Annotated in this window: 22 protein-coding genes and 3 pseudogenes; 15 read left to right on the top strand and 10 right to left on the bottom strand. The window is 22.7% G+C overall.

The window, feature by feature from the left end; translation table 4 throughout:
- Window positions 1-62 precede the first annotated feature (62 nt).
- Both ACQH20_RS04470 and ACQH20_RS04465 read left to right on the top strand, forming a co-directional pair.
- A complete protein-coding gene (locus ACQH20_RS04470; protein ID WP_425376663.1) occupies window positions 63-1337 on the top strand; it encodes a hemolysin family protein in 1275 nt (424 codons plus the stop codon).
- Window positions 1338-1412: 75 nt separating this feature from the next.
- Window positions 1413-2483, top strand: coding sequence for a hypothetical protein (locus ACQH20_RS04465; RefSeq protein ID WP_425376662.1), 1071 nt, complete (start codon window positions 1413-1415; stop codon window positions 2481-2483).
- A 52-nt stretch (window positions 2484-2535) separates the two neighbouring features.
- Here the strand turns inward: ACQH20_RS04465 and ACQH20_RS04460 are convergent.
- The 4 genes and pseudogenes from ACQH20_RS04460 to ACQH20_RS04445 form a co-directional block, all read right to left on the bottom strand.
- A pseudogene (locus ACQH20_RS04460) lies at window positions 2536-3481 on the bottom strand (IS30 family transposase).
- Between the two features lie 237 nt (window positions 3482-3718).
- Entirely contained in the window at window positions 3719-4594 is an 876-nt protein-coding gene (locus ACQH20_RS04455; protein ID WP_174481248.1) for a Cof-type HAD-IIB family hydrolase, read from the bottom strand.
- Between the two features lie 12 nt (window positions 4595-4606).
- Complete coding sequence (trpS, locus tag ACQH20_RS04450; RefSeq protein WP_338973834.1) at window positions 4607-5632, bottom strand: tryptophan--tRNA ligase; 1026 nt, start codon at window positions 5630-5632, stop codon at window positions 4607-4609.
- 148 nt (window positions 5633-5780) lie between these two features.
- Window positions 5781-6725: pseudogene (locus ACQH20_RS04445) on the bottom strand (IS30 family transposase).
- Between the two features lie 142 nt (window positions 6726-6867).
- Here ACQH20_RS04445 and ybeY point away from each other — a divergent pair.
- From ybeY to ACQH20_RS04390, 11 genes are all read left to right on the top strand, one after another.
- Window positions 6868-7338: an rRNA maturation RNase YbeY gene (gene ybeY, locus ACQH20_RS04440; protein ID WP_174480613.1), complete on the top strand. Its 471-nt coding sequence runs from the start codon at window positions 6868-6870 to the stop codon at window positions 7336-7338.
- Between the two features lie 11 nt (window positions 7339-7349).
- Window positions 7350-7784 carry a cytidine deaminase gene (gene cdd, locus ACQH20_RS04435; protein ID WP_425376661.1) on the top strand — a complete coding sequence of 145 codons (435 nt, stop codon included), beginning with the start codon at window positions 7350-7352 and terminating at the stop codon, window positions 7782-7784.
- Window positions 7785-7787: 3 nt separating this feature from the next.
- The gene (gene era / locus ACQH20_RS04430; RefSeq protein WP_425376660.1) at window positions 7788-8684 is read left to right on the top strand and encodes a GTPase Era; all 897 of its coding nucleotides are present in this window, start codon (window positions 7788-7790) and stop codon (window positions 8682-8684) included.
- A 3-nt stretch (window positions 8685-8687) separates the two neighbouring features.
- The gene (recO, locus tag ACQH20_RS04425) at window positions 8688-9383 is read left to right on the top strand and encodes a DNA repair protein RecO (protein WP_425376659.1); all 696 of its coding nucleotides are present in this window, start codon (window positions 8688-8690) and stop codon (window positions 9381-9383) included.
- A gap of 164 nt (window positions 9384-9547) precedes the next feature.
- A complete protein-coding gene (locus tag ACQH20_RS04420; protein ID WP_425376658.1) occupies window positions 9548-10963 on the top strand; it encodes a glycine--tRNA ligase in 1416 nt (471 codons plus the stop codon).
- 16 nt (window positions 10964-10979) lie between these two features.
- A complete protein-coding gene (gene dnaG / locus ACQH20_RS04415; protein WP_425376657.1) occupies window positions 10980-12755 on the top strand; it encodes a DNA primase in 1776 nt (591 codons plus the stop codon).
- A 32-nt stretch (window positions 12756-12787) separates the two neighbouring features.
- Entirely contained in the window at window positions 12788-14140 is a 1353-nt protein-coding gene (locus ACQH20_RS04410) for a sigma-70 family RNA polymerase sigma factor (RefSeq protein ID WP_338957374.1), read from the top strand.
- Between the two features lie 8 nt (window positions 14141-14148).
- Window positions 14149-14925, top strand: coding sequence for a Nif3-like dinuclear metal center hexameric protein (locus ACQH20_RS04405; protein ID WP_425376656.1), 777 nt, complete (start codon window positions 14149-14151; stop codon window positions 14923-14925).
- 67 nt (window positions 14926-14992) lie between these two features.
- Window positions 14993-15274, top strand: a complete 282-nt coding sequence (locus tag ACQH20_RS04400; RefSeq protein ID WP_425376655.1) for a hypothetical protein — start codon at window positions 14993-14995, stop codon at window positions 15272-15274.
- A complete protein-coding gene (radC, locus tag ACQH20_RS04395) occupies window positions 15264-15956 on the top strand; it encodes a RadC family protein (RefSeq protein ID WP_425376654.1) in 693 nt (230 codons plus the stop codon). Before ACQH20_RS04400 ends, radC begins: the two co-directional genes overlap by 11 nt.
- Before the next feature lie 143 nt (window positions 15957-16099).
- On the top strand, window positions 16100-16699 hold the full coding sequence (locus ACQH20_RS04390; RefSeq protein ID WP_425376653.1) for a LemA family protein: 600 nt from the start codon (window positions 16100-16102) through the stop codon (window positions 16697-16699).
- A 905-nt stretch (window positions 16700-17604) separates the two neighbouring features.
- Here ACQH20_RS04390 and ACQH20_RS04385 read toward each other — a convergent pair.
- Window positions 17605-17997: a hypothetical protein gene (locus ACQH20_RS04385; protein ID WP_425376652.1), complete on the bottom strand. Its 393-nt coding sequence runs from the start codon at window positions 17995-17997 to the stop codon at window positions 17605-17607.
- 360 nt (window positions 17998-18357) lie between these two features.
- Window positions 18358-18702 (bottom strand): UPF0236 family transposase-like protein, encoded by a 345-nt coding sequence (locus tag ACQH20_RS04380; RefSeq protein WP_425376651.1) that lies wholly within the window; start codon window positions 18700-18702, stop codon window positions 18358-18360.
- 304 nt (window positions 18703-19006) lie between these two features.
- Between ACQH20_RS04380 and ACQH20_RS04375 the strand changes: the two genes are divergently transcribed.
- A complete protein-coding gene (locus ACQH20_RS04375) occupies window positions 19007-19249 on the top strand; it encodes a hypothetical protein (RefSeq protein ID WP_425376650.1) in 243 nt (80 codons plus the stop codon).
- A gap of 49 nt (window positions 19250-19298) precedes the next feature.
- Here the strand turns inward: ACQH20_RS04375 and ACQH20_RS04370 are convergent, their stop codons facing one another.
- Together ACQH20_RS04370 and ACQH20_RS04365 are read right to left on the bottom strand one after the other, a co-directional pair.
- The gene (locus ACQH20_RS04370; RefSeq protein WP_425376649.1) at window positions 19299-20474 is read right to left on the bottom strand and encodes an IS3 family transposase; all 1176 of its coding nucleotides are present in this window, start codon (window positions 20472-20474) and stop codon (window positions 19299-19301) included.
- A gap of 92 nt (window positions 20475-20566) precedes the next feature.
- A pseudogene (locus ACQH20_RS04365) lies at window positions 20567-20707 on the bottom strand (IS30 family transposase); the annotation flags it as partial.
- 89 nt (window positions 20708-20796) lie between these two features.
- Here ACQH20_RS04365 and ACQH20_RS04360 point away from each other — a divergent pair.
- Window positions 20797-22035 (top strand): IS256 family transposase, encoded by a 1239-nt coding sequence (locus ACQH20_RS04360; protein WP_425377561.1) that lies wholly within the window; start codon window positions 20797-20799, stop codon window positions 22033-22035.
- 357 nt (window positions 22036-22392) lie between these two features.
- Here ACQH20_RS04360 and ACQH20_RS04355 read toward each other — a convergent pair whose 3' ends face one another.
- Together ACQH20_RS04355 and ACQH20_RS04350 are read right to left on the bottom strand one after the other, a co-directional pair.
- Window positions 22393-22539, bottom strand: a complete 147-nt coding sequence (locus tag ACQH20_RS04355; protein WP_425376648.1) for a hypothetical protein — start codon at window positions 22537-22539, stop codon at window positions 22393-22395.
- A 117-nt stretch (window positions 22540-22656) separates the two neighbouring features.
- Window positions 22657-22941, bottom strand: a complete 285-nt coding sequence (locus tag ACQH20_RS04350) for a hypothetical protein (protein WP_425376647.1) — start codon at window positions 22939-22941, stop codon at window positions 22657-22659.
- Window positions 22942-23117 lie beyond the last annotated feature (176 nt).

Raw genomic sequence — 23117 nt, 5'->3', positions numbered from 1 at the left:
TAAGTATACTATGTTATAATCTTAATAACAATATAAAAATCAAAAGGAGTAGTTTTTTCTATATGGGCAGTAATTGGTATATTTATTTAATATTATTGCTAGTTTTATTATTTTTAAGTGGTTTTTATTCATCTGCTGAAACATCATTAACTTCTTTAAATGTTATAAGAATTAAATCTATTGGTAAATTACGTAGTAAGAAAAGTCGTCGTGCTAATATTGTATTTAAGTTAGTTAAAAATTATAATGTAACTTTAACAACAATTTTACTTGGTAACACAGTAATTAATGTTGGAATTGGTACTTTAAGTACCATATTATTTATTGATTCTTTTCATGTTTCTCCTACTTATGGTCCTTTAATATCAACTTTAGTTTCAGCAATTGTTGTTTTAATTATTGGTGAAATTATACCTAAAAGTGTTGCAAAATTACATCCCGAGACAATAGCTTTAAATTATGCATATATTTTGTATATTCTTAATATTATTTTTTATCCAATAACTTTTATTGTTACTTTATTTCAATTTAAAAGTAAAAAACCAACAAGTTCTGAACAAGAACTTATTGAATTGATTTCAATAATTGAAAGAGAAGGAGTTCTTGAAAAAGCAGAACGTGATTTAATTGAATCTGCAATTAAATTTGATGAAAAATCAGTTTTTCAAGCTATGCATCCCAAAAGTAAAATTAAATATATTTATGATGATACCCCACCTAAAGTTATTAAACATCTATATTTAGAAGAAAAATATAGTAGAATTCCTGTTTTAGATCATGTTAATCAAAATGTAATTGGTATTTTAAATATTAAAGAATTTATTATTAATATGTTAGAAAATGAAAATCCAGATTTATTACAATTAATGTTACCAGCAATTTTTATTTCTAAGCGTACTAAGTTAAATGAAGCATTGGAAATTTTACAAACCGAAAGAATGCATATGGCTATTGTCTGCAATAATAAAGATAAAAAAGATTTTAATGGTATTATTACACTTGAAGATATTCTTGAAGAATTAGTTGGTGAAATTTATGATGAAACTGATGAAATTGGATTGATACAAGAAATAGGAACACATAAGTTTCGTGTTGATGGTTCTTCAAAACTTGAAGTATTATTTAAACGTTGTTTAAAAAGAAAACCTCCAAATTATAATAAACAAACTGTCCAAGAATGATATATGTTCAAAACAAAAGTAAAGAAAGTAAGGAAAAATAGTCCACTTTTAAAATTTCGAAATTTTTCATTTAAAGTTATAAAGGTTCGCAAAGAATTTGCTGTTTTTGAAGTTGAAATTTTTACTAATAAAAAAATTAAAAATAAATGAGAATAGTTAGTGCAGGATTTTTATTTAAATGCTACAATGTAAAATCATAATTATAATTATGATATGAAGGGGAGGTTAATTATGAAAAAAGGTATTAAATTAGTAACTATGATTGCAGCATTAAATCTTGTAACAGTTAATGGTTTAATGTTAACGTTTTCTCCAGACAGTGATCATTTTGTCTATTTAAATAAGCATGATGCTAATGCTAGTTTATTAAAATGAAAACTTTCACCAGAAGATGCAAAGATGATAAAAAAATATGAATATAAAATCCATCAAATGGCAAGTAAAGTAAGTATTGATGAATTTAATAACTTGTATGATAATAATAAAAGTGATGTAATTTGAAGTAATTATGATAGTTTACAATATGATTTAACTCATACTAAAATTGGTGGTAAAACCATTGATGTTAATTGAGTTGAAATGTATAAAAAAGCTGGTTTAAATAATGAACAATTACAATTAGCAGAGCAACAACAATTACGTTTTTATAATATTTTTGCTAAAGTTTTTCATAAAAACACTGTTATTAAACTAATTCAAAAAGTAGCACCAGTTGCTGTAAGTGATAGCACAGTAGCATGAACTGCTTTTAATTCAGAAGCTGATAATCAACGTATGGGTTATGGTCCTGAATTTGCAAATATTAATTTAATTGATCAACAATTTCAAGAGGGATTTTGATCTTCAGATCAAATAATTAGTGTTACAACTCACGAATATGGTCATGCTTTAAGTAATTTTATTGGTTTAAGTGCTGATGAAAGAAATTCATTTAATGCTAATTGAAAGTGACCAGATAGCAGTTATAGTGATGTTAATACTAATATGACATCAGTTTCTCATAAACTAACTGTTAACAATGATAACAAACAAATTTATGATCGTACTTGATATTTAATTGATTATTTAGGTCAACAAGCAAAATTAACTAATATTAAGCAAAAATTATTATTTGGTTTAATAACAGTTAATAGTAATTATGGTCGTAGTGCCTGATTTAATGGTAAATATAATATAAATCTTGATGATGAATTTTTTGCCGAAAGTTTTGCTAGATGAATTTTAACACCTCAGAATCAGCGTGATTGAGGATGAGAATTAGAAAATAGTTTTTTCTTACATTATTTACCAACGGTTTTATAACATTTTACTAGCCTGAATTGTAAGTATAAATGGGACAAATGGGAGACAGTTTTTAAAATAATTGTATTAAGTCTATTGGGCTTTTATAAGATAGTGATTTTCTGGGTGTAGAATTAATTTGAAATGCTATAGCATTTAAGTCTTTTTGTTTATATAAAGATAGATCTGTAGATTTTGGTAAATATCTTCTTAAAATACCATTATTATTTTCATTTAAACCTCTTTGACAAGGTTTGCCAGGATCTGCAAAATAAATCTTAACATTGCAAATTTTTTCGATTAATTTTCATTTACTAAATTCTTTACCAGGATCAAAAGTAATAGTTTTAACTGTTCCTTTTTGTAACTTTGAAATAAATTTTATTATATTTTTTGTAATATTTTCTGCTTTATGATTTTTAGAAACTAAAGGAATTATGGTTTTTGATCATATATCAGCTAAAGTAATAATAGAACTTTTATGATCTTTACCAATGATAGTATCACCCTCTAAATGACCAAATTCTTGTATATTTTTAATATTAGGAATGATTAAATTTCTTTCATGAATAGATTTACAATTATTAATTCGTCCTCTAGTTTCTTTTCGTTTATGAGGTTTATTTTTTCCTTTTCTCAATAAGTTATTTTCATCAAAACCCATTCGATTTGTTTTAAACATGTTATATAAAGTTTTTGTTGAAATACTTTTTATTTTATTTTCCTTTAAAAAATTAGCAATTATATCAAGCGCATAATTTTTAGTAATTAACAAATAATTAATAGTATTAATTTCTGTTAAAGTTAAAATTATTAATTTTCTACCTGCATTTTGCTTCTTTTTTTTGAATTTGATTCAATATTTCTAATGGTAATAAGTTTTGATTTAATAATCTGCAAACTCTATGTACAGTTGATTTACTATAATCAACAGCTTTTGCTATTTTACGAATTGAAAATTCATAACTTTTATATTCTTTTATTGCTATTATTGATTCAATAGTCAGATACTTATACATTGTGCTAATTCCTTTCTTTTCTTAATTATAGAATTAACACAATTTAATTTTTATATAAATGTCCTTTTAAATTTTACAATTCAGGATTTTAGTATATTAAATTTATAAAAAACTTTTTTAAATAAAAACCTATTTACTTTAAAAATAAAGTAAATAGGTTAAAAACTTATATTAATGTTTAAAAAACTATATCATATTACAAGTATAGAAATAATAGTTAATATATTTTCATTTCCATTAAATATAAATTTCACTTTCTTCATAAAGATTTAATAATTTTGATAAATGATCACCAACGCCACCCTCATCATTAGTTTTAGTAGTAATATCATTGGCAATACTTTTAATAACAATATTACCATTTTTCATTGCTACACCATAGCCAACTTCCATCAACATTTCTTTATCATTAATTTCATCACCATAAGCAATAACATCTCTAATATCAACATTATAATATTGAGCCAAAATGCGAGCTGTCATTCCTTTATCAATAAATTTACTTGAAATTTCAAAGATTAGTTTATTATTATCATAACGATTTCAAGTATTTACCTTAATTGAGTTTGAATATTTTTCCAAGTCACGATATACTTGATCAAGATTAGTATTTTCTTTAAATTCAATTAAAATGGCATTAGCGCTCCCTTTTCAATCACGAATTAATTTACTAATTGTAAAAGTATCATTTTCAATAGTATCTAAATGAAAATAAGTTTCAAAGAAATCATCTTTTTTTCAACATACTGCTTTGTTGTAATATTCAATAACCGCGTTTTCAATTTGTTGAAAAATATAGTCTTCATTTAAAATATGTTTAACAATTGTTTCAGAAATTGGAAAAACTAATCGTTTGAATTTTTTGATTTTTGGATCATGAATATGGCCACCATTAAAATTGCATAGTAATGTATTAAGACCTAATTCACGATAAAATTTAATTGATCCACGATAAGGTCGACCAGTGACAATACAAACAATATGACCTTGTTTTTGAGCATCAATTAGTGCTTTTTTAGTATTAATATGAATTTCTCGTCCACCACTTTTTAATAGAGTACCATCTAAATCAACTAGGATTAAATGTTTTTGTTTTTTATTGTATAAAGACATTGTCTCTTCCTCCTATCTTTCTTTCTCGATAAAATTAATACCCATTGTGTCTTGAACAAAGTTTAATTTTTTAGTAGCAATATTATTAGCAAAATTTGCACCTTCTTCTAAATATTTTGCTAATTGTGATGATTTTTCATTAATAAATTCTTGGTGTTTTTTTTGCATTGGTTCTAATAAATCATTTATTACTTTAATTACTTCTTCTTTTAAAAAACCATAATTGTGATTGCTGAAATATTGTTCACAAGTTTTGATATCTTTTTTAGTAATGCTAGCATAAATAGTTAATAAATTACTAACTCCAGGCTTATGTTCTGGATCAAATTTAATAATATTTTCTGAATCAGTAACTGCTTTTTTAATTTTATTGGTAACTTCTTGTTTGCTATCGCTTAAAAAAATAGTATTTTTTAGATTAGTATCAGATTTTGACATTTTTTTTTCAGGTTCTTGTAAACTCATAATTTTTTGTGCTTGTTTATCAATAATTATTTTAGGAATTTTGAATAAATCAGTTTTATAATTGTTATTCATTCTTGTTGCTAAAGTTTTTGTCAATTCTAAATGTTGAGTTTGATCAACACCAACTGGCACAAAATCAGCGTCATATAGTAAAATATCAGCAGCCATTAATGCTGGATATGTAAGAATACCTGTTGGAATACTAATCGTTTTATTTTGTTGATTTGTCATTTTTTGACTTTTATCTTTAAATTGTGTCATTCGTTCTAATTCACCGACATAACTATTACATAATAATATATATCCTAATTGACTATGGGCTAAAACATCAGATTGAATAAAAATATGAGATTTATTTGGTATAATACCAGCAGCAAAATATCAAGCGGCAATATCTTTAATATTATCTCTTAATTCTTGTGCTTTTATTGGTAGTGTTAATCCATGTAAATTTGCAACAAATATTAAGAGTTCATGTTCTTCTTGCAATTTTAAAAAATTATTAATTGCTCCCAAGTAGTTACCAAGAGTTAATTTTCCAGTGCTAGTTATTCCAGATATAATACGAGCCATATATTTTGCTTCCTCCAAATTAATTTTTTAATATAATTAATTATCAATGATAAAGTTAAATAATTCAATTAATTATATTAAAATTTGTTTGATTTTGATATAATAAAAACCTGAATTGTAAATATAAATGGGACAAATGGGACAGTTTTTAAAATAATTGTATTAAGTCTATTGGGCTTTTATAAGATAGTGATTTTCTGGGTGTAGAATTAATTTGAAATGCTATAGCATTTAAGTCTTTTTGTTTATATAAAGATAGATCTGTAGATTTTGGTAAATATCTTCTTAAAATACCATTATTATTTTCATTTAAACCTCTTTGACAAGGTTTGCCAGGATCTGCAAAATAAATCTTAACATTGCAAATTTTTTCGATTAATTTTCATTTACTAAATTCTTTACCACGATCAAAAGTAATAGTTTTAACTGTTCCTTTTTGTAACTTTGAAATAAATTTTATTATACTTTTTGTAATATTTTCTGCTTTATGATTTTTAGAAACTAAAGGAATTGTGGTTTTTGATCATATATCAGCTAAAGTAATAATAGAACTTTTATGATCTTTACCAATGATAGTATCACCCTCTAAATGACCAAATTATTGTATATTTTTAATATTAGGAATGATTAAATTTCTTTCATGAATAGATTTACAATTATTAATTCGTCCTCTAGTTTCTTTTCGTTTATGAGGTTTATTTTTTCCTTTTCTCAATAAGTTATTTTCATCAAAACCCATTCGATTTGTTTTAAACATGTTATATAAAGTTTTTGTTAAAATACTTTTTATTTTATTTTCCTTTAAAAAAATAGCAATTATATCAAGCACATAATTTTTAGTAATTAACAAATAATTAATAGTATTAATTTCTGTTAAAGTTAAAATTATTAATTTTCTACCTGCATTTTGCTTCTTTTTTTGAATTTGATTCAATATTTCTAATGGTAATAAGTTTTGATTTAATAATCTGCAAACTCTATGTACAGTTGATTTACTATAATCAACAGCTTTTGCTATTTTACGAATTGAAAATTCATAACTTTTATATTCTTTTATTGCTATTATTGATTCAATAGTCAGATACTTATACATCGTGCTAATTCCTTTCTTTTCTTAATTATAAAATTAACACAATTTAATTTTTATATAAATGTCTTTTTTAATTTTACAATTCAGGTTACAACATAAATGTAAATATTGATATAATTTAATCAAAAAGAAGTTAGGAAGATAAATGCCAGCAAAAATTAATATTGTAAATATTTACAATGATCATAACTATGACATTAAAAATTTTAATATTTTATCAGAAAATATTTTAAATGCAGTAGCTATTAAGTTAAAACAGAAAATTACATGGTGTATTGCTGTTATTTTTAATGACGAACAGACTAGTATTGAATTAAATAAAATGTATCGTCATAAAGATTATGTTCCTGATGTTTTATCATTTGGAAATAATGATGATGATTTTCCAAATATTAATATTGATATTAGAGATTTAGGCGATGTTTATATTTGTTATTCAAAGGCAGTAGCGCAAGCACAAGAATATGGTCATAGTTTAATTAGAGAATTATCATTTCTTTTTATTCATGGATTACTTCATACATTAGGATATGATCATCAAAATAGCGTAGAAGAAAAGGTTATGTTTGATTTACAAGATGAAATTTTAAATATTCTTGGTATTACTAGAAAATAAGGAGTGGTATAATGGAACAAGATATAGATTTATTAGTATTATTGAAAAAAGCAAAAGTAATACAAAAAAATGCTTATGCGCCTTATTCTTTATTTAGAGTTGCTGCAATAGTAATTTTGAAAAATAGTAAAGAAGTGTTAGGAGTAAATGTTGAAAATGCTGCATACTCAGTAGGTATTTGTGCTGAAAGAGCAGCTTTGTCACAAGTTATTGCTCAAGGTTATAAAAAAAAAGATATTATTAGTCTATTTTTAATTACTGATAGTGAAACGGTTGGTTCTCCTTGTGGTATGTGTCGTCAATTTATGATTGAAATTATGCCAGAAACATGCCCTGTTTATATTAGTAATAAAAATGAAAATAATGATACTAAAACAATTTGTAAAATATTAGTAAAAGACTTATTACCTTTAGCGTTTAAACCAAGTTCATTGAAAGGGAATTAATTTATGACTAATAATTTTAAATCAGGTTTTGTTAGTTTTATTGGTAGAAGTAATGTTGGAAAATCAACTTTATTAAATACCATTCTTCAAGAAAAAAAGGCAATTGTGTCTAATAAACCACAAACAACCAGAAATCAAATTCAAGGTATTTATAATAGTGATGATATGCAAATCATATTTTTTGATACTCCCGGCATTCATAAACATAATAACCAACTTGGACGAATGATGAATCGCGATGCTAACCGTGCCACTAAAGAAACTAACATTATTTGTTTATTAGCGCCATGTAATGAATACATTGGAAATAGCGATAAACATATTATTAAATTATTATCAGAAAGGGTAAATACAACTATTCTACTTTTATTAACTAAGGTTGATTTAGTAACAAAAGAAAAATTAATGGATAAAATTAATGAGTGAAAAGATTTATTACCATTTAAAGAAATAATTCCAATTTCTGCTATAAAAGAAATGAACTTAGATATATTATTGAAAAAACTATATGAGTATTTACCAATTGGTGAAAAGAATTATTTAATTGAAAATAACGATGATGTTTCAGATAATACTTTAATTAAGGAAATTATTCGTGAAAAAATTTTAAATTTTACAGAAGAAGAAATTCCTTATAGTGTAGCAGTATTAATTGAAAGTATTAATTATAATCCAAATACTAATATTACTGATATTAATGCTGTTATTGTTGTTGAACGCGACTCACAAAAAGGAATTATTATTGGTAAAGGAGGTAGTATGATTAAAGAAATTGGAATAAGAGCTAGAACAGATTTAGAAAGTATTTTTGATTCTCATATTATATTAAAAACTTTTGTAAAAGTAATACCTGATTGAAGAAATAATCCTAGAAAATTAAAAGAGTTAGGTTATAGTTAAAATATGTTTAATATTGATACTGGTTTGATTTTAAACATTAACTACATTAAATCAATAAATAATGTTAACATTTTAACATCAAATTATGGTGTTAAAATAGTTTCTTTACCAGAAATAAAAATCAATTTAAATAAATATAGTCTTTTAGATTGTTGAATTTTTATTTTTAATCAAAATTATGATTGTTCAAACTTATGTATAACATATAAAAAAATAAAAAGTTTTAATAGTTTTATAAATGAAAAAAGTTATCAATTGATTAAAAATTTTAACAAGATAATTATTAATTATTTAGAAAAAATTAGTATTAATAATAAAAATATCTTTTCTTTTTTATTTAATTTATATGAACAGTTAATGATAAATAGTAACTTTAAGAAAGTTTATGTTTTTTTCTTATTTCATAGTTTAATATTTCAAGGAATTCAGTTTAACTTTACTAATTGTATTAATTGTAATCAAATAACTAATTTGTATTTAATTAATTATGATTTGGGTGGTATTTTTTGTAAAAATTGTTCTTTAAAATTAGCTATAATTAATTTTGACATTGTTTTGTTTAAAAAAATATATCAACTTTATTTATTAAATTATCAAGATATTAATAAATGAAAAGTTGAAAAAGAAGAACTTAATAAAATTCTTAATATTTTAGAAAACCACTGTCAAAAATATAATAATAAATTAATAATTACATAAATATTTTAATAATTAGTTGTTATATTTTTTTTAATAATATATAACACTTATAATACGTTGACAAAACCTATCTATGAACATATTATTAATAAGATTATTCTTTTTAGAGATTTTATGTATTATTTAAGATATTTAAGAAAATTTTTATGATTAATGGAGGGGCAATGATTAATAAAATTATCAATGATAAGTCAATGAAGGAAATAATTACTCATTTAAAAGAAAATGGTTTTATTTTTCAAGGATCAGAAATTTATTCAGGTCTTGCAAATAGTTGAGATTATGGTCCGCTTGGTGTAGCACTTAAAAATAATATTAAGAAAAGTTGATGAGTTTTTTTTGTCGAAAAAAATCCATACAATGTTGGGTTAGATAGTTCAATTATTATGAAATCTAAAGTTTGAGAAGCTTCAGGGCATTTGAGTAATTTTAGTGATCCATTAATTGATTGTAAAAAATGTAAGTCTCGATTTCGAGTTGATAATTTAATTAATCATTATTTTCCTAGTATTAATTGTGATAATTGAAGTAATGAAAAATTAGAAACATATATTAATCAAAATCATATTAAATGTATTAAATGCAATAATGAAGATTGAACTAAAGTTAGACAATTTCAATTAATGTTTGAAACATATCAAGGTGTTTTAAAAGAAAATAAAAATAAAATTTATTTAAGACCTGAAACTGCACAAGGAATATTTATAAATTTTAATAATGTAAGAAATAGTTGTAATAAAAAAGTACCATTTGGTATTGGTCAAATTGGTAAAAGTTTTAGAAATGAGATAACTCCTGGTAATTTTATTTTTCGTACTAGAGAATTTGAACAAATGGAATTAGAATTTTTCTTTATTCCAAAGGATAAAAATGATAACACTTGATTTAATTATTGAGTTGATCAATGTAAAGAATTTCTTTCTCTAGTAGGTTTATTGAATTCAAAAAATATAAAATTTAAAAATCATGAACAAAATCAACTAGCACATTATGCATTAGCAACTACTGATATTGAATATAATTTTCCTTTTGGTATGAGTGAATTATGTGGTATAGCTAATCGCGGGAATTATGATTTAACAAAACATAGTGAGAATTCTGGTGTAAATTTTGAAATTCAAGATCCTAATGTTACAGTAAAAAGAATGGTTATTCCTTCAGTTATTGAACCTTCAATTGGTGTTGAAAGGCTTTTATTAGCTTTAGTTTGTGAAGCATTTACAAAAGAAGTTTTAAAAGACGATAAAGAACGGTTAGTGTTAAAATTAAATAAGATTATTTGCCCTTATCAAGTAGCTGTTATGTCTTTAAATAAAACAAAATTGGGTAAAGAGGCATATGAAATTTTTGAAATGTTAAATAAAACACAATTAAGAGTAATTTATGAAGCATCATCAAGTGTTGGTAAATCTTATCGTTATCAAGATGGTATTGGTACTATGTATTGTGTAACAATTGATTATGACACAAAAACTAAAGGTACTGTTACAATTAGAGATCGTGATACTACAAATCAAGTTATAGTTAAAGTTGATCAACTTAAAGAATATTTATATGACAAATTAGACATTATTTGTTAGAATTGTGTGAAAAAATATGGATATCGAGTTTAATAAAAAAATTAATGAAGTTAAAGCAAAAATTAATATTGTTGAAGTTATGGGTAAATATTTAAATTTGATCCGTAAAGGCAATAATTTTTGAGCTATCTGTCCTTTTCACGAAGACTCTACTCCTTCATTATCAATTTCACAAGAAAAACAAATTTATAAATGTTTTTCTTGTGGTGAACAAGGAAACGTTTTTATTTTTTTACAAAAATATAAAAATATTAATTTTATTAATGCTCTTAAAGAAGCAGCAGATAATGTTAATTTAAATTTAAAAGAGTTTGAAATTAATTTATCTGAATTTAATGTTGAAACTAAAAAAAATCCACTAAAAATTTTAAATAATATTGCAATGAATTTTTTTAGTTATCAGTTACTAACTGATATTGGTCAAGAAGCAATGAAATATTTACAAAATCGTAATATTACTACTGAAAATATTAAATATTTTAATATTGGTTATGCACCTATTAATAATGAATTAATAGATTATCTTAATGCACAAGGTTATAAAGATAATATTGAATTTGTAAAATTAGGACTTATGAAAATTAATAATAAGGATCAACTTCTTCCTACCTTTTCAAATCGAATTATGTTTGCTATTAAAGATGAAGATGGAGATTGTGTTGGTTTTTCTGCAAGAAATTATAATTGAGAAGATAAAAGTTATAAATATATTAATAGTCCAGAAACAGATTTTTTTAAGAAAAGTAAAATTTTATATAACTTTAATAATGTTAAAAATTATATTAAAAAAAATGAAGTTATTTATTTGACTGAAGGTTTTATGGATGTTATTGCTCTAAATAATCAAAATATTAAAAATGTTGTTGCTTTAATGGGAACAAATTTAACAAAAGAACATATTTTACTTTTAAAAAAAATTACTATTAATATTATTATTTTTTTAGATGGTGATTTACCAGGAAAAATAGCATCTTTAAAAATAGCTAGTGTTTTATTATCAAATAATTTTAAAGTACAAATTATCAATAATGATACTAAATTTGATCCTGATGAATTAATAAATAAATTTTCTCAAAAATTTTATGAAATAATAAAAAAAACCATTCATCCTTTTGAATTTGCAATTAATTTATCATTAACTAAATATGACATTAAAAAAGATAGTTATGAACTTAATGAATTTTTAAAATCATTAGTTCCAATTTGAACAAAAATCAATGATGTTATTACTAAAAAGTTTTACTTAAATATGTTAGCAAAAATAACTAATTTATCCACTGAAGACTTAATACAAATTTTAAATATTGATAATAATTTAGTAACTACAACTTTTAGTATCAAAAATAAATCTAAAATTGAAGTAAAAAATATTTTTTTTGAAGCACAAGAACAACTTATTTTTTTAGTAATGTTATCAAAAAATGTTTATTTAATTTTAGAAAAAGAAAAATTTATTTTTCCAAATCAAGATTTTATGAATTTATACTTTTTAATTAGTCAAAAATATCAAAATAATCAAATAGAAGCAATTAATTTTGATTTAATTTTAGAAGAACTTAAAGGTAATTCACTTTTAAATATTTTAGAAAAACTTCTTGATAAGTATAAAAATAAAAAGTTTGATTTAAAACCTCAAATTATTAATGATTACTTAAAAATTATTAATAATCAACTAATTGATTATGAAATAAAAATGATCAATGATAAATTGAAATCTGAAAAAAATATTGAAAAACAAATATTGTTATTAAAAGAAATATCAGTATTAAAAAATAAAATAAAGAAAAAATAAGTATGATGATAAATTAAGGATAAGGTGAAAATATGGCTGTTATACAACAAAAAACGAAATTGAAAAAACTTTTAACTTTAGAAGAAGTAGAAAGTAATTTAATTAAAAAATTAGAAAAGAGTCAAACAAAAGAATTAAAACAAGAAGATGTCATTAAAGAGTTTGCACATTTAAAATTAGATGATGATACGATTGAGGAAATTTTTGATCGGTTAGAAAAAGAAGGAGTAGTCTTTACTGATATTTTGATGGATGAAGTTGAAGATGATGCTAATTTTACCGATATTGATGATGAACAATTACCTGATGATTTAGATATTGATATTTTAGTTAGTGATTTGAGTTTTAAAAATACAATGGGGATCTCTAATGATACAAGAAGAAAAGATGGAATTAAGTCTTATTTCAATATTTTGGGAACAAGTCAAATATTGAGTCAAGGTGAGGAAATTAAATATGCTAAAATGTTAGAATCAAAAGATGTTGAGGAAAGAACATATGGTCGTGAGCAATTAATTAAATCAAATTTAAAATTAGTAGTTTCTGTTGCTAGAAAACATTTAAATCGTGGTTTAGATTTTGCTGATTTAATTGAAGAAGGTAATATTGGTCTTATTAAAGCAGTTGATAAATTTGATTATCGCCGTGGTTTTAAATTTTCAACTTATGCTACTTGATGAATTAGACAATCAATTACACGAAGTTTAGCTGATCAAGGTAAAATGGTTCGTGTACCTGTTCATATGGTTGAAAGAATTAATAAGTTAACAAGAATTGAAAGAAACTTAACACAAGAATTAGGTCGTGATCCTACTCATGAGGAAATTGCCAATAAAATGGGACAAAACATGACAGCCGATCGTGTTCGTGAAATTAAAAAACTTGCTATTGAACCAGTATCTTTAGAAAAACCAATTGGTGAAGAAGATGATACACATTTTGGTGATTTTATTAAAGATAAAAATATGCTATCTCCCGATGAATATGCCGAAAGACATTGATTAAGAGAACAATTGGATCGTGTTTTTGCTGAAGTATTAACAAAACGAGAAGAAAAAGTTATTAGAATGCGTTTTGGAATTTTACCAACAAAATTAAGAAGATTATTAGAACTTTGTGAAGATGAAAAAGAAATTACTGAATTAAAAACAGTAGTTAATAATTTACAGTTACACTATGATACTAGTTTAGATAAAACAGAATTGTTAAGTGATAAGGTTGTTCATCGTCATATTACTAAGTACGATTCTCCAAAAACTCTAGAAGAAGTTGGTAAAGAATTTATTGTTACAAGAGAAAGAATTAGACAAATAGAAGCAAAGGCAATTAGAAAATTAAAACATCCGTCTAAATCTAAACATATTAAAGAATTTTATAAAGGATAATAGTTAAAATGTTAACTATCAATAATATAATTAATGTTTTAGAAACATATTTTCCTTTAAAAGATGTTTGTGAATGAGATTTTTCAGGAATACAAATTAAATCAAAAACAAAGACCAATATTAATAAAATTTTAGTTTGTTTGGATGTTACTAATGAAGTTTTAACTGAGGCCATTAATAATAATATTGATTTAATAATTTCTCATCATCCATTAGTTTTTGCCAAAGATATTAATCAATCTAATATTTCAAATTGAAAAAAAGAATTATATAGTAAAATACTAATAGCAGATATTAATGTATATTCATTACATACTAATTTTGATATATCATTAGTAGGTATGAATATGTTGATGGCTAAAGAATTAAAAATTAAAAATATTCATTTTATTAATGAAGAAAAGTTGGCAATAGTTGGTAAATTTGATAGACAAATGCCATTAAAAGAATTGATTAATAACTTAAAAAAATATTTTAATGTTGCAAATATACAATTGGTTAATAATAAATTGAGTGATAATAATATAGTGACTGTTGCTTTATCTGCTGGTGCTGGTGGTGATATTATTAGTAATTTATCTAACAATATTGATTTATTAATTACTGGAGAAATGAAATGAAACTATATTATGGAAGCTAAAGATAGAAAAATTAATGTTATTTTGGTTGGTCATTATATGGAACAAAAATTTGTTGATTTTCTTTTTCAACTACTTATTGAAAAATTATCAACAAAAGTTAAAGTTTTTAAGTATAATTTAGAAAATCCTATTGCTTTTTTTTAAACTTATAAAATTTAAAAAGGAAAAAACTATTTTTTAAATAAAAATAAGTTTTAGGGGGTTTATAAATATGATTTTAGAAGATTTAGAACCAATGACTGATCAAGAGTGTCAGGCAGTTAGTGGTGGTTTTGCTCAATTTTTAATGGGTGCCATGTTAGCAGGGATAGCAATTCCTGTTATTAAAAATTTATGAAATAGTGTTTCAGGAAGTATTAAGTTACCAGCTGGTATTGAAAGTAAATGAGATAGTTCTAAAGATGATAGTAAAGATTTAACAAAAATTAAAGATGAATTTAATAAATTTCAAGAAAAATTAACACATTTAATACCACCTTTTTATGAATTTTAAAGAACTTAATAATACAAAAAAACCAAGAGAAAAAGCCATTAAATATGGCTTTGACGCTCTTAGTGATAATGAATTATTAGCAATTATTTTGCGAACAGGAACTAAAGAAAAAAATGTATTATTTTTAGCGCAAGAAATAATTACTAATTTTAATGGTCTTGAAAATTTAAATAAAGTAACTATTAAATCTTTGATGAGTATTAAAGGTGTTGGTGTTAGTAAGGCTTTAGAAGTTTTAATTTGTTTAGAAATAGTAAAAAGAATAAGAACTATTGAAAGTCAAAAAAAATATTTTAAAATTATTATTCCCAAAGATGTTTTTAATTTAGTTAATGCATATTATCAAAATTTAACGCAAGAACATTTTTATTTATTATTATTAAATAATCAAAATAAATTAATTCATCAAAATTTATTATATAATGGTACTAATGATACTATGAAAATTGATGTTAAAGATATGTTGCATCTGGCACTTATTCATAAATCAAGTAAAGTAATTTGTATTCATAATCATCCTAGTGGTAATATAGTGAACCCTCACTATCTGATTTATATATCACCGAAGAAATTAAAAAAAATTTTCAGGTTTTTTAATATTACCTTAGTTGATCATATTATTATTGGCAAAGGTAATTATTTTAGTATAAATTTAAATAAAAAATATTATAAGTTTAAATAAAAACTTAAAAAAATACATTACTTAAATTTAAAAATATAGTAAAATTATTATGGTTTAGTGTGTAAATAATATTTAACTTACCAAGAATGGACTAGTTATTAAACATAGTTTGTTATTAGATATTGATAAGAAAGGAGAAAATTATGTCAACAATTAAACCAAGCAATGAATCATTTACTGCCCAACCGTCACTATTTGGAAAAATTATGGTTTATTTATCTTTTGTTTTAATATTTCCAATAATTTTATTTATTGTTTCTCGTAATAATTTTCTAAGATTACAACAATCAATTGAAGAAACTGCTTCTGATATTGATGTGCAATTAAAGCGTCGTTTTGATTTATTAACAAAATTAGTAGATGCTACTAAAGGTTATATGAAATTTGAAAAAAGTACATTAACAGATGTTGTATCTTTACGAAGTGGAAAAATGGAAACAATGAGTGATCTTTCAAAAGCAGATAGTGGACTTAATGCAGCTTTTGGAAAATTTAATGCTTTATTAGAAAATTATCCTGATTTAAAAGGAAATACTACTGTTTTACAATTACAATCAGGTGCCAAAGATTGTGAAGATAATATTGCTGCTGCTAGAAGATTTTATAATGCTAATGTTAAGGTGTTCAATAGTAAAATTAAAACCTTTCCAAGTAATGTTGTAGCATCAACATTAAATTTAGTTTCAAAAGATTACTTTCTTGCATCAGATAGCGATCGTCAAGATATTAAAATTGATTTATAAATTTAAATTTATTTTTGAAAATATATTTAAATTAGTTATTTACCCCTTTCTTTAGACAAATAAATTGTTTTGAATAAACATTTATGATTTGTTTAAAGAAAGGGTATTTTATTTAAAATTAAAATTTATATTAATTAGATTTAATTCTTTTATTATTTATTTCATTTTTTATTTAAGAAAAATTATATTTTGGTATAATGTAACTCATTAAGTAAGTTCTTAATAAATATTAAAGAAAGTAGTAAAGTAATATGAATATTTTTTTTCAAATTTTTTCAAATTTTTCTTTTTTAATGTTTTTATTATGAATTTTTTTGTTTGCATATTTATTTTTTAAAATTATTAAAAAAAAATTAGTTATTAATTATAAAATATTAAATTTTCAAAGAAAACATGTTTTTGGTAATATTAGTTATCAAAAGATTTTTTATTTATTATTATTAATGTTTTTATTAACGCAAGTTTTACCATACAATATTGTTTTTAATAATAGTTTACAAGTTACTCAAGTTTATCGTTTTCAAAATTTTATGATGTTAAATTATTTCATTTCTATTTTTACACTTTTAACTTTTTATTTTTTTATTTTTAGTTTCTTTTTAGGAATTAATAATAATATGGAAAAAAAATATACTTTACAATTTATTAGTTTTTTGTTTCTTTTTATAAATTTATTTTTCAATTTAGTTGCTATTCCTAATCAAACATTGAATTTATTGGACGTATAAGTTTAACCCATAGAATTCAATAACATTTACAATATAACTTGAAAATTCTATGATTTGTTAATTTAATTATACCATAAAATTTAAAAATACTAAAAAATATAATTTAAAAAATACATTTAAACAACACAAAAATTCTAATCTTAAAATTAGATTTTAAAAATATGAAGTTTTAACTTATTAAGTACTATTAAGATAACTTCTAGCATTTAAATAATTTGCTTTTGCAATTAACATATTATTTAATGTTTGATAATTATATATTTTTGCTCCATTAGTTAAAGATTTTAAAAAATGATATACATCACTTTCAGCACTACAACCTATATTTCATGAAGCATTTTGATTTACAATACCATGAGCATTATTTTTAAAATAATTATAAGTTTTTTCATTAACATTAGGTTTTAAAAAACTAAGTAATTGATTACAATTACCACTTGCAAAAGTAGTTGTTCCATTAATATATTTAGTTCAATCATGAGATTCTTTTTTCTTCCCTTTAACTCCAACAAAAGATTTTCATAAATAACTATAAGCATGATATTTATCTAAAATATAATAACATCCCAATCAAGTAGCCATTGCTTTAATTCATAATGCACCATCACCAGCAACAACTAAATTATAATTATGATAATCTCATTGAATACCTAATATATTTAAATTAATATCATAATGATTAAGAATAGTTTGTGTTGTAAAATTATATAATTGTTCTTGATTTAAACCATTACCACTTTTAAATAATAAAAATGTAGTTATTTTCTTTTGTAATTTATTTATATATGAATAAATTTCTTTTTTACCTTGATTAAAAGTTAAAATTCTACAACAATATTGTTGTTTTAAACCATTTTCATCTCAACAAGTAACAAAAGCATCATCTGCACATATATTTAATTTTTGATTATCTAATACTTTAAATTTTTGCTATGGTATAAATTTTTCAATTTTTGCATTTTTAAAAATTTTTGAAATAAGATTTTTAGAAAAAGAAGTATATTTAAATTCTGATTGAATATTAAAATAACCTTTTTTTGATATTAAATTTTCAATTAAATTATCTAATATATCAAAATATAAATCATTAGTAATTCTTGCTCTTTTTTTAATACCAAATTCTTCATAAATTGGATAATAATATTTTTTATTTATTTTATCTCAATAGATTCTTTGTCTAAAAGTTCCTATTCCAATTGGAGTATTTACTGTTCTATTAACTCTTGAATCAATTTTATATTGATTTTTATCTCTATTTAGAAAAAAAATATTCATCAAACTCATAGATTTTTTGAAAATATTTTGCTAAAATATTAGTGATTTCAGATTTTAGAAATTCTTTAAAACTAAACATTTTTTAACACCTTTCTATTTATTTTTTAACTCCAAGTATTGTAACAAATTTATTAAAATATTGTTGAAAAATGTTTAGTTTTAGAGTATAATATTAACAAACGTTTAATAACTTGAAAATTCTATTTACGTTTAAAAGATAACTTTTATTAGTTATCTTTTCTTTTTTAATAAAATAATGTACAATAAAAGAAAATATAAATAGAAAAGGAAAATAAAAGTAAACATGGATTTAGGATTATGAATATCTTTTGGAATAATAGGAGCAGTTATTTGAATTGTATTAATACGTTATGGAATTAAATATTGTTTGAAAAATAATGCAATGGGAGTAGTAATATTATTTATTACTTTAAATATATTTGGTTTAGTTCTGGGATGGGCTATTTTATGAAACCTGAATTGTAAATATAAATGGGACAAATGAACTTGTCAAGAAAAGTGGACAATAAAAGTAACCTTTTATTAAATTTTATAAAATAGCGTTTGTAAGTGTTAAATTTATAGGTATGAACTAATTATTTGTTGGTTTGGAATGAGTCCAATCGAATATCGATTAGACTCATTCCTTTTAATTTTATTTGAGGTCGATAATTATTATAAAAGTAAATATATTTAGGTAAGTTGTCTTGTATTCATTCAATAGTTCTATTTTTTCTTGGAATTTGATATAGAAATTCTGTTTTCATTGTTCCAAATCAAGTTTCAGTAGCACCATTATCACAGGAATTACCTCTTCTAGACATTGAAATTTTTATTTTTAATTCATCACATAAAATTTTATAAGAAGGATTTGTATAGTGAAATCCTTGATCTGATTGTAAAATTCATGAAGTAGGTTTTTGAGCATTAACTCAAGCTTGGATAATGTTTTGGACAACAAATGTCATGTCTAAACTTGCACTTATTTTATAATCTAATATTTCATTATTATGAAAATCTTTAACAATTGATAAATAATATGTTTTACCATTAGTTAATAAATAAGTTATATCAGTACCTAATTTTTCATTTAAATTAGTAGTTGAAAAATCACGTTTTAATAAATTATCATATCTTAAACTTCCTGATTTAGTTCTATAATCAAATTTTTTTATGCGAACCTTAGCTTTTAAACTCATATTTTTCATATATCTATATACAATATGAAATTTTAATTTTAAATTATAAATTTTGTTAATTCATAAAGTTATCATTTTATAACCATAAATTTCTTGAAATTCATAAAAAATATTTTTAATTATATTAGCTAAAAATGTATCTCATTTATTAAATTCATTCATTCCATTCTTAATTCACTTATAATATCCTGATTTTGAAACATTTAATAATCAACATAAATAACTAATCTGATATTTTTTCTTCAATGAGAAAATCACAAAATATTTCTTCTTTTTTGTCGATTTTTCTAAATACTTTTTTATATCGTTCATTGCCTCAATATATTCAATTAATTCTTGTTTTGTCATTTCATTAAAATTTAAAGATTTGGGTCGACCTGTTCTTTTGGTTTTTTTAGCACGAATTCCATTGCCATATTCTAAACCTTTTTCACCTAATAATTTATATGCTTTAATTCATTCTTTTATTGATGATCGACCAATACCATACTCTAATGCGGTTTTATCAATTGTTTTAATTTTACTTATTTTTATTATTTTTAACTTTTCTTCTTTTGATAGTCATTTAGCCATAAAAAAATGAACACCTTCCTTAAAGTATTTTTAACACAAAGGTTACAATTCTGTGTCTACTTTATTCTAGATGTTCACAAATGGGACAGTTTTTAAAATAATTGTATTAAGTCTATTGGGCTTTTATAAGATAGTGATTTTTTGGGTGTAGAATTAATTTGAAATGCTATAACATTTAAGTCTTTTTGTTTATATAAAGATAGATCTGTAGATTTTGGTAAATATCTTGGTAATGTTTAGTAATCTGTGTAACTTACAAAAATAACTATGTTTAATTAATTCTAGTAAATATAATTAAATGACTAGAAAGAGTGAGTTACAGATGGCTAAAAAGCAAAATATTAATAATAATGATCCAATATCAAAAGCAGTAGATTTATTATTAGAAAATACTGAAGATTTAACAACAGTTTTTAAAGAGGGAGGATTGTATAAAGAATTAACAAAAAGATTAGTAGAAAAAATGTTGAATTCTGAGATGCAAAATTATTTAGGATATGATAAGAATCAACATAGTAATAGTGACAATGCTCGTAATGGTATAAGTTCAAAAAAATTAATAACTCAACAAGGTAAAATTGAGATTGATGTACCACGAGATCGCAATAGTAATTTTAATCCTGTAATAGTTGCAAAAAGACAAAGAAGATTTGAAGGTTTTGATCAACAAGTTCTTTCTTTATATGCAAAAGGTATGACATTATCAGATATTAGAATGCAATTACAAGAGTTATATCATGGTGCTGATATTAGTGAAAGTGTTATTAGTCAAATTACTGATGATGTTATTGATGATGTAAAAGCATGGCAAAATCGACCATTAGAAAGTGTCTATCCGATTGTTTATTTTGATTGCATAATAGTGAAAGTACGACAAGATAAAAGGATTATTAATAAATCAGTTTATATAGCTTTAGGAGTTGATTTAGAAGGTAAAAAAGATGTTTTAGGTTTATGAATTAGTGAAAATGAAGGTGCTAAATTTTGATTAGCAAATTTAACAGAAATGAAAAATCGTGGCTTAAATGATATTCTTATTGCCTGCAGTGATAATTTAACAGGCATGTCAGAAGCAATACAATCAGTTTATCTTAAAACAGAACATCAATTATGCATAGTTCATCAAATTAGAAATAGTTTGAAATATGTCTCATATAAGCATAGAAAATCTCTAGTTGCAGATTTAAAACCAATTTATACTGCATGTAGTGAAGAACAAGCAATGCAGGCATTAGAATCCTTTGAAAATAAGTGAAATAAACAATATCCTCAAATTGCTAAATCTTGATATAAAAATTGAGATAATTTAATTGTTTTTATTAGTTATCCTGCAGAAATTAAAAGAGTGATTTATACAACAAATGCTATTGAATCTGTAAATAGTCAATTACGAAAAGTTATCAGAAATAAAAAAGTTTTTCCTAATGATATGGCAGTTTTTAAAATATTTTATTTAGCAATTGAAAATATAACAAAAAAATGAACAATGCCCATTCAAAATTGAAATACAGCAATTGCTCATTTTATGATAAAATTTGAAGATAGAATTAATCTAAACTAGTACTTTGTAAAACAAAGATACACAGATTACATAAAAGCCTCGAAAAAAGACGCAGAAAAAAATATATTGAAAAGAAAAAAAATAAAGAACTGCTTGATAAGCAAATTCAATTAATGATTAATGAAGTTAATAACTTTGCTAATTATGAAACAATACAGATAGAAGATATATTGCAAGAAAATCAAAAAATTCTGTCTTTAAATGATATTATTGATATTAAATCGGGACTTTCCTAAAAACTGTCTTTTTTAAATAAATTTTAGTTGTAAAATCACTAAGTTACACAGATTGCTGGAAAGTCCCCTTTTTTCTCCTTCTCTTTTTTTCTAATAAATTCAGGATTTGATTTATTTTTTTCTAAATATTTTTTTGTCTTTCTGCATGTTTTTGTTTTTTAGTTTTAATGTTTTCAAATGAAATTTCTACAAAAATAGCGGGAGAAGGTACAAAAATAGATTCATTTTTTGTTTTTTCGTTATTGTTATTCTCTAAAATTATATTCATATTTTATATTTCCTTTTTAAAATAAATAGTGTATTTATAAACTTATATTAAGTTTATGTTCTTGATTTTAGCATCTTTTTTAATTTAGAAAAATAGTTACCAAAATGGTAAATATTTTTATTTTGCTATAAATTTATTATTAATTTTAGTCTTATGTTGGATTGATAAACTTATTTTATTTATTTCATCAATAAAATTATTATCTTTTTCTATATCTCAACCATTTTTTTGATCAATTTCTTTTGTTATTTTTTCCAATTCTATTTTGATTTCTTTTAAACCAGTTTTATTAATATTATTTTTTAATCTTTTTTCAATATTTTGAATTTTTATATCAATTTCATGATATCAAGTGGTATCTAAAACATTACAAAGTGGTTCTTGTACTCAAGCATGGTACATTTTTCTTTCTTCAAATCCTTCTGGAAGTTTTATTTCTTCTTTAATTTCAGCAATTAATTTATATATACTTTTTTTTAACTTTACTATACATTTCTTTTAATCTTCCTTTCAAAAAAACCCATATACTTTAAAAAATAAAATAATGAGTTGAAAACTTAAATTAATTTTAAAGAATT

It is taken from the genome of Spiroplasma endosymbiont of Aleiodes alternator (genome assembly GCF_964031135.1).
Taxonomy (GTDB): Bacteria; Bacillota_I; Bacilli_A; order Mycoplasmatales; family VBWQ01; genus Spiroplasma_E.
This window is presented reverse-complemented; position numbering and strand designations above follow the sequence as displayed.